This is a genomic window from Vibrio aquaticus, from assembly GCF_003970385.1.
Classification (GTDB): Bacteria; Pseudomonadota; Gammaproteobacteria; order Enterobacterales; family Vibrionaceae; genus Vibrio; species Vibrio aquaticus.
In genome coordinates this window covers 1189827-1204459 of record NZ_RXZH01000001.1, presented here as the reverse complement: position 1 = coordinate 1204459, position 14633 = coordinate 1189827, and the positions used below count along the sequence as shown (strand labels likewise).

Sequence of the window (14633 nt, the reverse complement as noted above, 5' to 3'; positions counted from 1 at the left end):
GTTATTACTTAATAAAGAAAAGCGATATACCGATCACCGCAGCCACAGTGCCAACCATTCCCCTTTTCGAGATAGGTTGGCCTTTTACCGCATAAATGATCAGCATGAAGATCGGGCTAGTCGCAATCAGACTTTGAGCAATCGCTGGATTGGCATACTTCAACGCAATTTGCTGCAGCCATAACGCTAAGAACGTGCCAACAAATATCGCAGCTAACAACCAAAAGAAGCCATGTCGGCCAAGCTCAAGCAAATTACGCTTGATTGAATGGTAGGGCTTACGTTCAAGCCAACCAATCATCAACATCACTACCGCCACTCCCATAGAGAGTCGTATTAGCGCGCCCAACAGCGGTGGTAAATCACCGGCGACCAAAGCATAGTGTGAAATCACCACCCCACTCGCTTGGCAAATACTCGCAACAAGCCCATACCCCACGCCTTTCCAATCTAGCTCAGAATCATCGGAGTGAAAGACCGTTGCTGACACCGCAACCGTAGTAATAATAACGCCAATCCAACTTTGTAAAGGAAGGATGCTACCTAACGCAACAATCGCCAATACACCCGACAAAGGCGGTGCCAATGATTCCAGAAGCAAGGTTTTATTCGGTCCAATACGGCGCAACGAAGCAAAATACGCACTATCGCCAATGGCAATCCCGATCACACCCGACAAAGCCAATATCGCAAAATGCTGCTGAGAAATGACAGGAATAGAATCTACAGAGAAGGGTATGACGAACATCATCAGTATAGATGCGACAACGCCTTTTACGATATTGAGCTGCAATGCACTGAACTGGTGGCTAAACTGACTGTAGATCCATGTAGCGACAGCCCAAACAACCGCTGCGCTTACCGCGGCAACTTCTCCCTGAAATGGCATTTTTTCTCCTTACTGCCTTGCGTTATTTTGCTACGCTTATAATTTGTGAATTTTGTCCTAATCGACTGATTTTATTCCTATACTTTACTCTGTTTTATAAGTAATCTGTCTCTATTCCATATTGTTATACAAGGACTGTAACTATGTTTTTGGACTACTTTGCACTTGGGCTACTCGTCTTTGTCGCACTGGTCATTTTTTACGGCATCATCGTTATTCATGACATCCCCTATGAAATTGCCAAAGAGCGTGAACACCCTCATCAAGACGCCATTCACTACGCCGGCTGGGTTAGCCTATTCACTCTGCACGCCATTTGGCCGTTTTTGTGGATCTGGGCAACATTGTGGCGCAAAGAGCGCGGCTGGGGTTTTCAAAAGCTTGAAGAAGAACAGCACGATATCCACCATAGAGTCGATGCATTGATTGATCAAGTTTCTCAGCTTCAACAAGAAGTCAGCGAACTGAAGCAGCAACAAGGTGGCTCTAAGCCTGTTCAGCCACGTTCAACAAGTCACGAGGAGGAGCAATAATGGATTTACTACTCATTCTGACTTATGCCGCGCTGTGTATCACTATTTTTAAAGTCTTCAATATTCCTCTGAATAAATGGACAGTACCTACAGCAGTCTTAGGCGGCGTGGTTCTCATTGGTACATTGATCTTACTGATGAACTATAACCACCCATTTACTCAAATCGGTAACCAAGTTTACTCAACGACACCGGTTGTTTCGGGCGTACGAGGCCGTGTGATAGATGTCCCTGTCACCGCTAACCAACCGCTAAAACAAGGTGATGTGCTCTTTACGATCGATCCGATTCCTTACGAAGCGGAAGTCGCGAAGAAAAAAGCGCAAATCAAGGAAGCTAGCCAAGGTGCATTGGGGCTTGAGTCTTCACTGCAAGAAGCAATGTCAGCGAAGAACAAGGCGATTGCAGAACGTGATAAGGCCCAACGTGAATTTGCCCGTTACCAACGTGGCTACGACAAAGGTGCATTTACAGAGCAACAATTAGATACACGTCGCCAAGCATACAAAGCAGCAGAGTCTGCGGTTAACGTTTCTTCAGCGAAAGTTGAACAAGCGGAACTTGCGTTAGACTCAGAAATCGGTGGCGAAAATACAACAGTAGCTCGCTTGTTAGCAGAGCTTCGCCAAGCCGAGTTCGACCTTGAGCAAACCGTTGTAAGAGCCCCTACTAATGGCTTTGCTACTCAATTGGCACTGCGCCCAGGAGTGATGGCCGTCCCATTACCGCTAGCGCCTGTGATGACTTTTGTTCACACCGAAGACGTCTTTTACACTGCGGCATTTAGACAAAACTCTCTCCAGCGTTTACAACCTGGTTATGAAGCCGAGTTTTTGTTTAGAGCGCTTCCAGGTAAGGTCTTCAAAGGTGAAGTGGTTGAAACGATTCCAGCCATCGGTGAGAGCCAATTCCAAGCTCGCGGTACGCTTTTAGGCACAGATGCGTTGCGAACCAGTGGTCGAGTATTCGTTAAACTGAAAATCAACGACGATCTTTCAGACTACCACCTACCTCTAGGTACTGCGGTTGAAGTGGCGGTTTACTCTGATAAGTTCACTCATGTTTCAATCATGCGCAAGGTATTGATCAGAATGAAGAGTTGGCAAAACTACCTCTACTTGGATCATTAATCACACTTAACGGTTAGGCAAAGGAGATCGAAAACCTTTGCCTAATCTCCTAATGAGATCTATTTCACACCTAGATACTTCACACTGCATAAATACTTCGCAACTTTGTGTAGAATCAGCGCCTTTTGCGACTTTAATGAATGAATAACAAGCTTTCCTGCCTAGTATTGATATGCTCAACGGTTTTCACTTCATATCTTTTCGCTCATACGACTCTGGAAAAAAGCAGAGATATATTGCGATCTGAACCCGCAACGGCCTTAAAAATGATTCGTTCAGTTCACTACTCTTCTTTGAGTACTGCTGAGCAGCTTGAATACACTCACTTATATGTCTCTAGTAACAATTTGCTGGGCAATTACGCTGACAGTAAAAAGTGGATTGAAACCTACCCCCTTCCAAAGATCAATGATGAAACCCTAATCGAATCACTTTTCGATTATTCGATTCGCGCAGCTTGGGCGTATGAAGCAACTCAAGATTACACACAAGCCATGCATTGGTACCGTACCGCAGAAAACTATGGCGTTTACCTCGGAGATAACGATAAGCGAGGTTACGTCTATTTACAGTACAGTGCGGTAAAGAGTTTACAAGGAAACCAATACGAAGCGCTCAAGCTTGCCAACGAAGCCTACTTTCTGCTCAGCGATAGTTTAGATGCTGAAATGGTGTCTGATTTATATAGCCAACTGGGTATTTTGTATTACCTCAATGGTGATTATAACAACGCGATCCAATTCCAAGAGAAAGTGCTCGCTCAGGCATTAAAAGATCAAAGTAGCCAAGAAATTGCTGTCGCCCACTACAATGTGGCCAATGCATACTTCAAATGGTCAAAGGTGGACTTTAGTCAGGATAAGATCCAAACAGCCAGTCAAAATTATCAACAAGGCCTAAAACTCGCGCAAAAGATTCAAGCGAAGTACCTTCAACGTAATAACCTACTCGGGCTCATTTCTCTTTACAGTTTCTCCGGTTCGTTAAGCGATGCATCGACTCGAGTTCAGGAGTTGTTGAGCCTAAATTTAGAGTATTCAGGCTACAGCGAACTCTCTTATCATTTAGTACTCGCAGATTACTACCAAGCCATCGGTGACACGCAACAACAAAGGCAACATCTACTTGGCGCTACCTTATACTACGCGGCTCCGAACAAATCATTTCCCGCGTACGCTCTCGACAAACAAAAGGACATCGCTGAGCTGTATGCTTCAATCGGTGAGTATGAGCTAGCATACGAGTGGCTCAACAAGTACTCTGAGCATGCGATCGGCAGATACAAATCTCAAACGCAGCAAAAGGTAAAAGATCTACAATCAGAGATTGAGAATCAACGCCTTGCCATAGAGAATCGAGACTTAACAGAGCAAGTCCAGATTCGCTTTTGGTTAATCGCTACTATCATTTTTGTATTATTGCTAAGCCTTGGACTTCTGTATCAACAACGAAAGAAAAAGCAGTTGTTTTACCAGTTATCAAACATTGATTTCCTGACTGGCCTTTCAAACCGACGCCACATTTTTGAGTGGGGTGAGAGTAAATTTACTCAACACAAATTATCCTCAATCATCTTCGATATTGATCACTTTAAAGTGTTAAACGATACACACGGACATGACTTGGGCGATGAAGTCCTCAAGCAAGTTTCAGATATCGTCAGTAATGCAACTCGCAAACAGGACGTCGTGGGTCGTATAGGAGGTGAAGAGTTTTTGATTTTGCTGCCTGAAGTAAACAAAGAACAACTAGCCAAGATTGCGGAAAATATTCGCTCAAAAATCGCGACGCACTCTTTTAAAACGAAAAACGAACGGACGCTGAAAGTGACCGCTAGTTTTGGCATCGCTGAACATCAATCAGGCGCGCTATCTGATCAAGTCAATTTGGCAGATACCGCTTTATACAGAGCAAAACGTTCAGGTAGAAATCGCTGTGTCTTCGCTACCTAACGCTGGTGTTTTAGCCGTCTAGATAGTTATCTTTCCAAATTCGATTGTAGCAGGTATAATCTGTCGCTCGTTGCCACTACTGCATAAAATTTAGTCAAAATAAGCATTTGGGGCTCATCTTAAAAAGATTTCGACAAAGGGTTATCTATGAATCTTTCGGCAAAAACCGTGGTTGTCATTGCGATTGGTGCTGCACTTTATGGTATTGGTGGTCTACCTATGTTTGGTATTCCTGTTTTCGCAAATACCACACTGAAACCAGCGATGGCTGTTCTTGCACTCTTCTCGGTTTTATTTGGTCCTCTTGTCGGATTCTTAGTCGGTTTCATCGGTCACTGGGTGACTGACCTATTTGCAGGTTGGGGCGTTTGGTTAACATGGGTATTGGGCTCTGGTATTGTTGGCCTAATTCTCGGATTTTTCCCTTCGATGACTCAGAACCGTTTGTCTAAGGGCATCTTTGACTTCAAAGACTTTTCTCTTTTCGTTGTGCTAGCCTTAGTTGGTAATGTGGTCGGTTATGGCTGCTCTGCTCTGCTTGACACCATTCTTTACGCAGAACCGTTTACCAAAGTATTCACTCAGCTTTCTATCATTGCTGCGGGTAACACTCTTCTTATCGCGGTTGTTGGTTACTTTATTCTTAAATCGGTTGCAAAACGCAATCAGCAAAGCCGTAACTTATCTGAGTCTTAATCATCAATGACAATTGAATTTTCTGACTTCTCTTTTAGATATGAGTCGCTTGATAAACCGACACTAAAACATATCAATCTAAGGATAGAGAAAGGAGAGAAAATCGTCATTATCGGTCCAAGTGGTAGCGGGAAGTCTACCCTTGGACAATGCCTAAATGGCCTAATCCCTCACGCAATCAAAGGCGAGACGTCTGGGCAGTTGATGCTTAACGGTCACGCCTCTGATTCACTCGATCTACACCAATACACCGAGAAAATCGGCACTGTGCTACAAGATACAGACAGCCAATTTGTCGGCTTAAGCGTTGGTGAAGACATCGCTTTTGCGCTCGAAAATCAGCTTACATCCAACATAGAGATGTATCCGATCGTACAATCGACGGCGAAGATGGTTGAGCTAAGCGATATGCTTGAACGCTCTCCTCATGATCTTTCTGGCGGACAAAAACAGCGCGTCTCGTTAGCAGGTATTCTCGTCGATGACGTTGATACATTACTGTTTGATGAGCCTTTAGCTGCGCTTGATCCAAAGACAGGCCGTAAGACAATCGAGATCATCGATCAGCTACATCAAGAGACAGGCAAAACCATCATTATCATCGAACACCGCTTGGAAGATGTACTCCATCGCCCGGTGGACCGCATTATTTTGATGGAAAAAGGTGAAATTGTTGCCGACATGACGCCGAACGACTTGTTAGCATCGCCTCTATTGGAACAGCACGGAATCCGTGAACCACTTTATTTATCGGCCCTGAAAGCAGCGGGTTGCTCATTAGAGAACACCGATAGGACCGCTCTAACAACGCTTCCATTAGAGCAATATCAGCCTTATTTCTCTGATTGGTCGGCAGAACAGCGCCTATCGAACAATAAGAACGAAGCGCTTCTGACTCTAAACCAGCTCACTTACTCTTACGATGGCGAAAAGAACGCACTAGAAGATGTTTCGTTTACCATTGATCAAGGTGAATTCGTTTCTATCTTAGGTAAAAACGGCTCCGGTAAATCGACCATCACCAAACTGATCATGGGCGTAATTGACCCTGACTGCGGTAACATCACCCTAGACGGCGATGACCTGTCTACGCTTTCGATCTTTGAGCGCAGCCAAAAGATTGGTGTGGTTATGCAGAACCCCAATCACATGATCTCTCACCATATGATTGTTGATGAGATTGCCTTCGGCCTTCGCAATAAAGGGTTAGATGAGTCTACTATTACCGCCAAGGTCAACGAAGTACTAGAGCTCTGTGGATTAAGCAAGTATCGCAACTGGCCGATTGAAGCATTGAGCTATGGTCAGAAAAAGCGCGTGACGATTGCGTCCATTCTCGCACTGGAACCGAAGCTGCTGATACTTGATGAGCCGACAGCCGGCCAAGATTACCGCAACTATACCTCAATGCTGAGTTTCATTAAAAAGCTCAACAAGGCGCTGGGTATTACGGTGATCATCATCTCTCATGATATGCATTTGGTTCTCGAGTACACCGACCGCTCCATCGTAATATCAGACAGTAAATTGATCGCAGATGCACCTATGACCGAAGTCTTTAGTCAGCCGAAACTACTAGAGCAAGCAAACCTGACAACCACCAGCTTGTTTGACCTAGCAGAACAACTCGGTAAGAGCGATATCAACGCCTTCATGCAATACTTCATTCAACTAGAGGGCCATGCTGCATGAACGCGTCTAAAATGAAGTTTGGTATCAGCTATGTGAACACTCGCTCTGCGTTGCATGACTTAAATGGCATCACTAAGTTTGCTCTGTTTATGGCGTGGGTGACGGTCGTATTAACAACCTTTGATTTACGTTTGATTGTTACACTGATCGTACTTGGTCTAACGTTGCTTAAAATGACGAAGGTACCACTCAAGGTCTACAAACCTCTTCTGATTGGTACAGGCAGTGTGTTGTTACTTAATGCACTGTTTATGTTCCTACTTGCTCCCCAGCAAGGAACGGTTTATTTGGGTACAACAACAACGCTACTGACGCTGCCGGGCAATTACTCTTTAACTCAAGAGACCCTCTTCTATCTGATTACGGTGACGCTAAAATACTTCAGTATGTTCCCGATCGCACTCGTGTTTGTGTTTACGACACACCCAACCGAGTTTGCGGCGAGCTTAAATAGAATTGGAGTACCGTACAAGATTGCCTATGCGGTGAGCCTGACATTGCGCTATTTGCCTGAAGTTAAGAACGACTTTGTCAACATAATGCACGCACAGCAAGCGCGTGGGTTAGATATATCTAAAAACACACCGCTATTCCAACGCTTACAAAATGTTGCGAAAATCTTAGGGCCATTGATTTTCTCCAGCTTAGACAGAGCCGATGAAATATCCAATGCGATGACACTACGTGGTTTCGGTCGTCATTCAAGCCGAACTTGGTACAGTGCGAAGGCTCTTAGTCCAAAAGATAAAGGGTTACTGGTATTGATTCTGCTGGTAGTCATACTGGCCATCGCCAAACGCTGGGTTGAGACAGACTTATTCTGGTACCCATTCTAATCATTAGCCCAAGCCATCCGCTTGGGCTTTTTTATGCCATTTGCATCTGTTTAGTCCAAACCAAAAGCAACAAACAGGCTGATGACACCCACACGGCTGTCGCAAGTGACAGTGTATTAATCAGCGTAAAACGAAAACTCAAATAATAGACAGCCAATAGGTAACACGCGTAAGGCAGTAGTGAATAAAGACCGAATAATGCCGTCGCCCTTAAGTCGTCCATACTTCGTTCTGAGCCAACAACATAATGAGCAATTAGAGCGAAAGTCGGGAATAACGGAACAAGCCCGGAAATATAGAAGTTCTTACTTTTAGAAAGAAGCGCAATCAGAAGTACCGCAGCGGCACCAATCAAACACTTGAGAAACAGCGCGAGCATAGACTAGGCCAAATTCAGGAAGAGTTCTTCATCTGTCATGTACTTATGCTTGCATGACAGATTTCGAAGATGCATAAACATAAAATCCGGAAAACCCGGCGCTAACAGATCATTGGGTTCCCACACGATTCCGCCAACGAACACATATCTCCCCTGCTTTTCTTCCGTATGCAGCGTGTTGTTAATTTCAGTTGAAAGCTCCGGGCGGACTCCCTCGATGACACATACAATCTGGCCTCGTGCAACACCGACAACGCGCTTGACCAGATTTGCTTTCATACCACATTTCCAAGCCTGGCGCGTGGCAAGCTCGAAACCATGTTTTCTAACACCTTTTTGGATATTAACGATTAAGTTCATACGGATTGGAACATTGTGAGTTATTTCTTTTAGATTAGTGCCGCTGAAATCCGTTGACGAGCCCGCGTATCAGGTGATTTCTCATTCAATGAAAATTCCTCATAAATGCAACACACTTCACTTTACCCCTGAAAGACTGATCTTCTATTGCACATTGCTTTAGTTTCATTCACATTACCGTTACAAACTTGAGGAAGCATTATGAGTACAGCCAGTTTTTTGCGATTGATTTGCCTGGCCGCTATTTGGGGCGGATCGTTTCTATTTATGAGGATCGCTGCAAATACGTTTGGACCGGCTTATCTGATCGAGTTTAGAGTGGGATTTGCAGCAGTCAGCCTGATGTTGGTCTCATTCGTCCTAAAAAAGCATTTAGCCTTTAGAGCAAACTTTCGACATTTCATGATTATCGGTCTGTTTAATACAGCAGTGCCGTTCTTACTTTTTGCCTACGCTGCTCAAACACTGAACGCTTCTACTTTATCAGTTTTAAACTCTACAGCAGCTATCTGGGGAGCCCTAATAGGACTGTTTTGGCATAATGCTAAGCTCACGAAAACAGCAAGTTTAGGAATGCTTATCGGCGTTTCAGGCGTTATCACCTTAGTTGGCGTTGATGCTATTCAAATTGGTATGAGTGCAGCACTACCAATCTTTGCGGGAATCATGGCAGCATGCAGCTATGGTATTGCTACCAACTACACGAAAACCGCGCCTAAAGTGGCCTCATTCGACAATGCGCACGGAAATATGTGGGCAGCTGTCATTATCATTCTCCCTCTACTGCCTTTTGTTCCAATGCGAGGCGAGCCAAGTCAGCACGAAATTGTTTCTGTTATTGCCCTTGGGGTCATCTGTACCGGTGCCGCTTACCTACTCTACTTCAAGTTGGTTGCAGACGAAGGCGCGGCATCCGCATTGTCTGTCACCTTCTTAATCCCCGTGTTTGGCATCTTATGGGGTTGGTTGATTCTCGATGAACCTATTGGCTGGAATACCATCATCGGCACTACTTTGGTGCTTGGTGGCACCATGATGGTGACAGGCTTCTCGCCTAAACAGTTATTGCTTCGTAAGGCGTTGGTTTAAGTCAGTTCCAGCGTCATAAAACAACTATTAGGGTCATCTTCATATTGGTCAAAAGGTTCACAGTAAGAAAAGCCGAATTTTTCGTACAAGGTTCTCGCGGGTAAGAAGTAGTCCATCGAGCCGGTTTCTAAGCTCACTCTGCTCAATCCCATCAGTTGCGCTTGATCCAATGCGTGAGCGAGCAATGCCGAAGCAACCCCGCTATTCCTCGATTCGTGAGTAGTTCTCATCGATTTCAATTCACCAATATCGGTACTCAAACACTTTAACGCCACACAGCCGAGCAGCTGTTTCATCCCAACCACTCCAGAAACGGATACTTTCATGCTCAAGAGAAGACACATCCAGAGCATGAACACTCTCTGGTGGTGATGTCGCATTCATATCGTCTAAATGCTCCTGTAGCAATGCCAGGACTTTTTGGTGGTTCAGTTGACCTAATTTTATCTTCATCTCGGTTCCTTACTCCCTGTAATATAAAAAGTTTAAGCAAGAGCAGTGCCGACACTAAATTGCCCTCGGTTCTTAAGACATACAGTCGTCCTCAGCGAATCTCTCATTAGGTCAACCAAACGAGTTTCTCTTACCTATACTTAGATTAAATTTAAAGGTGGACAAGGATTCCGCTATGAGTACTTTACTTCTCTACGCGCTGCTGCTGACAAACCCAAATCAGCCTTCTAACTCGATCCCATTAAAATGTACACTGTTACAAACCGCTGACACATTTTGGTTTTACAAAGAGCAATTGGTTTACGAAAGTGAACAGTTCATCATTCTACAAAACTTTAAAGGCCGAACCGTGACTCAAGTGGATGTCAAAACAACAGAGTTAATCCGCACCACCTATATTGGGGAACCTTACGATCCTAAATATCAAATACTGATGGGGAAATGTTTTGATGTGACTCATACGCTAGAAATGTGGAAACTCGCAGATGTTTCCTATGATGACTAAGGTTCCATTCTAGTTCTCTTGGGTTATACTTCCGCTTTCTTAAACCACTCCCTAGACTGATCCATGAACAAAAGCTTAATTACCAACGTAGTCGCGTTGGCCTTACTTGCTGGCGGCTATCAAGCTGACAACCAAATTGCCTTCTATGCTGGCCTATTCGCTTTCTCTGGCGCGATTACAAATTGGTTAGCCATCCACATGCTGTTTGAGAAAGTACCTGGGTTGTACGGCTCTGGAGTGATTCCAGCTCGTTTTGAAGAGTTTAAGGCTGCGATAAAGAACTTAATGATGGAGCAGTTCTTTACTCAAGAGAACATCGACAAATTCCTCAACAAAGAGATGAGCGGTGGTAAGTCACTTAACCTTGAACCTATCATTGAACGAATCGATTTCAACCCTACTTTCGACTCACTGGTGGAAGTCATCGCAAACTCTCAGTTTGGTGGCATGCTGGCAATGTTCGGGGGAACCGAAGCCCTTCAACCAATGAAGGAACCTTTTGTCGAGAAGATGCAAGGTGCAATCATTGAGATGAGCCAGAGTGACACCATTAAAAATGCGTTGAAAGAACAGCTAGAATCACCAGCGATGATCGATGAAATTAAAACGAATGTTGAAAACATTATCGACCAACGATTGAGTGAACTCACACCTCGACTCGTCAAAGAGATGGTTCAGAAAATGATCAAAGAACATTTAGGTTGGTTGGTCGTATGGGGCGGTGTTTTTGGTGGCCTTATCGGTGTCGTTTCTTCATTCGTAGCCTAACCCACAATACACAAAAAAAAGGGAAGCACTCTGCTTCCCTTTTCTCTATCTGTTGCCAATTATAGCTTTCCAATCAGGTCTGCGTTGACACCAAAGCTGGTCTTATGTTCTTCAATCACCACTTCACTGCGCGTTTGAATCACTCCAGGAAGCGTACCTAGCTTAGATGACATAAAACTTTGATACGCTTTCATGTCTTTCACTCTGACCTTGATCATGGTGTCGAAGTCGCCTGACAACGAATAGCACTCTTCGATCTCTGGCATATCTGAGACAGCCTCAGCAAACTTTTCGAAAATAGAGAAGCTGGTTTGGTCTAAGCGGATATGAATAAAAACTTGAACATCTAAGCCGAGTTTCTCAGGGTTCAGCTCGGCATGATATCCCTTGATATAACCCTCTTTTTCAAGGCGTTTAACACGGTCAGAACACGGAGAAGTGGTTAAGTTGACTTGTTTTGCCAACTCGACAATAGGAAGCCGACCTTTCAGGTTTAAGGCTCGGAGTATTTCGCGGTCGATTCGATCTAATTCCATTGACGACTCTTATCATTATGTAAGTAGGAAAACACTATAGTAGTGTAAAAGCACTTTTCTACTTACATTTGCGCCGAAAATTAGAGAGGTTTTGTGAAGGTTATGCGATTTTTACGCCACTAAACACACCTTGTTGTTGAGATTCAATCGCTGTCTGGCTATTGCATGCACGACAGAATGCTTGTTTTTCCATCTTCACATAATGAGCGCCTTTAAATACCGTTGCAAAAAAACAAGTCATAGACTTTAGTACTGACTCTTGTTGTTCATCACAACGCTTTAGTACTACTTTGTGATGAGTCGTTTTTTGGCAGCAATGGCAATGCATCTTTGGCATGGGTATTCTCTCCGTTGAATCAGTGTGCTACTGATAGTGGACACATTATGTCGGTGGGAGTTCCAAAGACTTATACTAAAGTTTATAAAGTGTGAGTTCTGTCCAAATAATAGTCTGGTGAACATCGACATATCGACTAGCTTCTGCGAGACAGTAAAAAGCCCCGAATAACGGGGCTTAATTCGAAATCTTGTTTAACGAGGATCAGTCCAGTTCAACAAGCTGTTTTTTGAAGGTCGCATGCTGTGACTTCACTTTCTCTTCAGGCTCACCGGTCATCAAGCTAATACCAACAATCGCAATCGTCGAGAAGATAATCCCAGGTACAATTTCGTACACGTCGAACCAACCACCAGACAGCTGCTTCCATACAACAATCGTGATACCACCAACAAGAATACCCGCTAGCGCACCATTACGGTTCATGCGCTCCCAGTAAAGGCTAAGCACCAATGCAGGACCAAATGCTGCACCAAAACCCGCCCATGCGTAAGAAACAAGACCAAGAACAGAGCTATCTGGAGTCATAGCAAGGACTAGAGCAACAACTGAAATACCAATAACGGCAACGCGGCCTACCATGACGATTTCCTCAGAGGTTGCGTCTTTCTTGAACACTTGCTTATAGAAATCTTCAGCCAGTGCTGATGAAGAAACAAGAAGCTGTGAATCCGCAGTACTCATAACGGCCGCTAGAATCGCAGCAAGCAAGATGCCCGCAATAACAGGGTGGAACATAGCATTCACAAGTAACATGAAGATTTTTTCACCATCATCAATGCTAACGCCTGAGTTATTCACATAAATAAGACCAACAAGTCCCACTAGCATCGCACCAATCATCGAGAGCGCCGTCCATATCACAGCAATACGACGAGCCGTTGTCAGGTCTTTATTCGAACGTGCTGCTTTAAAACGAGCCAAGATATGAGGCTGACCAAAGTAACCTAAGCCCCAGGCAACCAGTGAAATGATCGCAACTGCAGTCAACGGTTCACCTTTCGAGTCGTTCCAAAGAGTAAGAAGCTCTGGATTGATGTTCGCTAAATCACCACTTAGCTGGCCAAAACCGCCTTCCATCGCGGTAATAGGCACGATAAGTAGCGCTGCAGACATTAACAGTCCTTGTACTAGGTCAGTCCAAGAAACCGCTAGGAAACCACCAAATAGGGTGTAAGAAACCACACATACCGTACCGATAATAACGGCTGTTGTATAATCTAAGCCAAAGACCGTTTCAAACAATTTACCGCCCGCTACTAAGCCTGAGCTTGTGTAGAAAAGGAAGAATAAAAGGATGAAGAAAGCAGAAATTACCTGAATCATCTTTGAGTTGTCATTGAATCGGCGAGAAAGGAATTCTGGCAGAGTCAATGCGTCAGTAGTAATGCTGTAAGTACGCAGTCGTTTTGCTGTGATTAGCCAGTTCAACCAAGTACCTACTAATAGGCCACCCGCAAGCCAAAACGCTTCAATACCAGCTGCATATGCGTAACCCGGTAAGCCAAGCAATAGCCAACCACTCATGTCCGATGCACCAGCAGACAATGCCGCCGGCCAAGGGCCTAATGAACGACCGCCAAGAAAGTAGTCACTTGAGCTTTTCGTTCGTTGATATGCGATAACGCCAATTGCCAGCATCAGTATTAGATACGCAATAAACGTGGTTGTAATAGCAAAGCTATTTTCCATTTGATTTGTCCTCTTTTAAAAGATCGCCTTCCCTGAATGCCCCCGAAAACGAGGGCAAAACATTGAAGTTTAGTGAGCGTCGCTGCCAAGTTCTAACAAGGTCGCGTTACCACCCACTGCTGTTATATTTATAGTTCTTGTGCGTTCAGTGATAAACCTCAGCACTAAATGCGGATCATGCGCAACAGGAATACTGCTCAGATCCGTTTCAGACGTTAGACTCACAATCGCGCCCGTTCGTTTTGCCAATTGTCGGTTAATGGTTTTCTCGACTTCCCCGCTACCCACATAGCCGACACTGCGTACATCTGAATCAAGCAACTGATGATAAGCATCCAGCGCAGCAAACTGTACTAAATTGGTTGGCAATGAAGATTGGACATAAGCCGCCTCCAACTCTTGACTTAGCTTAGTGTCATCACTGCATAAGATGACACTATTCCCTGAAGCCAATACAGCGGTAAGTTGAGCGACTACCGCCAATTTCGCTTGCTCTTCTGTACTGTCCTGTACCACAAGAGCGACACCACGACCTGCGGTGTAAAGTTCGTTAGTTTCACCCGTTGGCCCAACCAATTGATGCGTCACTGCGAGTAATGCAGAAGCTTGTTCAATATGGTAAGAGACCACCGCGGCTAACTCAGGCTGTGCTGATTGCAGTGCCTGTTTAAAAGCGAGTAAACACTCACTTTTAGAATCAAAATCCGTTAAATTCCAATTTTCCCAAGCCGAAAAAGCATCAGAAAAGCGCGTTACTTGATGAACCATAATCTTTCTCCTTGCCTA

The 14633-nt window shown here is 44.5% G+C and carries 16 protein-coding genes and 1 pseudogene; 9 read left to right on the top strand and 8 right to left on the bottom strand.

Annotation, left to right across the window (positions count from 1 at the left end; translation table 11 throughout):
- Window positions 1-4: 4 nt before the first annotated feature.
- The gene (locus tag EJ063_RS05145; RefSeq protein WP_126572920.1) at window positions 5-889 is read right to left on the bottom strand and encodes a DMT family transporter; all 885 of its coding nucleotides are present in this window, start codon (window positions 887-889) and stop codon (window positions 5-7) included.
- Window positions 890-1032: 143 nt separating this feature from the next.
- On the opposite strand from EJ063_RS05145, the gene EJ063_RS05140 reads away from it, so the two are divergent.
- The 6 genes from EJ063_RS05140 (at window position 1033) to EJ063_RS05115 (ending at window position 7728) form a co-directional block, all read left to right on the top strand.
- Window positions 1033-1422 (top strand): DUF3302 domain-containing protein, encoded by a 390-nt coding sequence (locus EJ063_RS05140; RefSeq protein WP_126572919.1) that lies wholly within the window; start codon window positions 1033-1035, stop codon window positions 1420-1422.
- A complete protein-coding gene (locus EJ063_RS05135; protein WP_126572918.1) occupies window positions 1422-2552 on the top strand; it encodes an HlyD family secretion protein in 1131 nt (376 codons plus the stop codon). Before EJ063_RS05140 ends, EJ063_RS05135 begins: the two co-directional genes overlap by 1 nt.
- Before the next feature lie 266 nt (window positions 2553-2818).
- Window positions 2819-4504 carry a tetratricopeptide repeat-containing diguanylate cyclase gene (locus tag EJ063_RS05130; protein WP_244225138.1) on the top strand — a complete coding sequence of 562 codons (1686 nt, stop codon included), beginning with the start codon at window positions 2819-2821 and terminating at the stop codon, window positions 4502-4504.
- 147 nt (window positions 4505-4651) lie between these two features.
- The gene (locus tag EJ063_RS05125) at window positions 4652-5200 is read left to right on the top strand and encodes an ECF-type riboflavin transporter substrate-binding protein (RefSeq protein ID WP_126572916.1); all 549 of its coding nucleotides are present in this window, start codon (window positions 4652-4654) and stop codon (window positions 5198-5200) included.
- Window positions 5201-5206: 6 nt separating this feature from the next.
- Complete coding sequence (locus EJ063_RS05120; RefSeq protein ID WP_126572915.1) at window positions 5207-6892, top strand: ABC transporter ATP-binding protein; 1686 nt, start codon at window positions 5207-5209, stop codon at window positions 6890-6892.
- On the top strand, window positions 6889-7728 hold the full coding sequence (locus EJ063_RS05115; RefSeq protein WP_126572914.1) for an energy-coupling factor transporter transmembrane component T family protein: 840 nt from the start codon (window positions 6889-6891) through the stop codon (window positions 7726-7728). Before EJ063_RS05120 ends, EJ063_RS05115 begins: the two co-directional genes overlap by 4 nt.
- 31 nt (window positions 7729-7759) lie before the next feature.
- Here EJ063_RS05115 and EJ063_RS05110 read toward each other — a convergent pair whose 3' ends face one another.
- Together EJ063_RS05110 and EJ063_RS05105 are read right to left on the bottom strand one after the other, a co-directional pair.
- Window positions 7760-8107 carry a GlpM family protein gene (locus EJ063_RS05110; RefSeq protein ID WP_126572913.1) on the bottom strand — a complete coding sequence of 116 codons (348 nt, stop codon included), beginning with the start codon at window positions 8105-8107 and terminating at the stop codon, window positions 7760-7762.
- Window positions 8108-8110: 3 nt separating this feature from the next.
- A complete protein-coding gene (locus tag EJ063_RS05105; protein WP_126572912.1) occupies window positions 8111-8467 on the bottom strand; it encodes an acyl-CoA synthetase in 357 nt (118 codons plus the stop codon).
- A 201-nt stretch (window positions 8468-8668) separates the two neighbouring features.
- Between EJ063_RS05105 and EJ063_RS05100 the strand changes: the two genes are divergently transcribed.
- Window positions 8669-9556 (top strand): DMT family transporter, encoded by an 888-nt coding sequence (locus tag EJ063_RS05100; protein ID WP_126572911.1) that lies wholly within the window; start codon window positions 8669-8671, stop codon window positions 9554-9556.
- Here the strand turns inward: EJ063_RS05100 and EJ063_RS05095 are convergent.
- Window positions 9553-10009: pseudogene (locus EJ063_RS05095) on the bottom strand (GNAT family N-acetyltransferase). The gene EJ063_RS05100 and the pseudogene EJ063_RS05095 sit on opposite strands and share 4 nt — an antisense overlap.
- A 175-nt stretch (window positions 10010-10184) precedes the next feature.
- Here EJ063_RS05095 and EJ063_RS05090 point away from each other — a divergent pair.
- Both EJ063_RS05090 and EJ063_RS05085 read left to right on the top strand, forming a co-directional pair.
- A complete protein-coding gene (locus EJ063_RS05090; RefSeq protein WP_126572910.1) occupies window positions 10185-10514 on the top strand; it encodes a hypothetical protein in 330 nt (109 codons plus the stop codon).
- 63 nt (window positions 10515-10577) lie between these two features.
- Complete coding sequence (locus tag EJ063_RS05085) at window positions 10578-11282, top strand: DUF445 domain-containing protein (RefSeq protein WP_126572909.1); 705 nt, start codon at window positions 10578-10580, stop codon at window positions 11280-11282.
- A gap of 59 nt (window positions 11283-11341) precedes the next feature.
- Here the strand turns inward: EJ063_RS05085 and EJ063_RS05080 are convergent, their stop codons facing one another.
- The 4 genes from EJ063_RS05080 to EJ063_RS05065 form a co-directional block, all read right to left on the bottom strand.
- Window positions 11342-11818, bottom strand: a complete 477-nt coding sequence (locus EJ063_RS05080; RefSeq protein WP_126572908.1) for an Lrp/AsnC family transcriptional regulator — start codon at window positions 11816-11818, stop codon at window positions 11342-11344.
- A gap of 100 nt (window positions 11819-11918) precedes the next feature.
- Window positions 11919-12155, bottom strand: a complete 237-nt coding sequence (locus EJ063_RS05075; protein ID WP_126572907.1) for a hypothetical protein — start codon at window positions 12153-12155, stop codon at window positions 11919-11921.
- Window positions 12156-12359: 204 nt separating this feature from the next.
- Window positions 12360-13847 (bottom strand): sodium/proline symporter PutP, encoded by a 1488-nt coding sequence (putP, locus tag EJ063_RS05070; protein WP_126572906.1) that lies wholly within the window; start codon window positions 13845-13847, stop codon window positions 12360-12362.
- A 69-nt stretch (window positions 13848-13916) separates the two neighbouring features.
- Window positions 13917-14615 (bottom strand): 1-pyrroline-5-carboxylate dehydrogenase, encoded by a 699-nt coding sequence (locus EJ063_RS05065; RefSeq protein WP_126572905.1) that lies wholly within the window; start codon window positions 14613-14615, stop codon window positions 13917-13919.
- Window positions 14616-14633 lie beyond the last annotated feature (18 nt).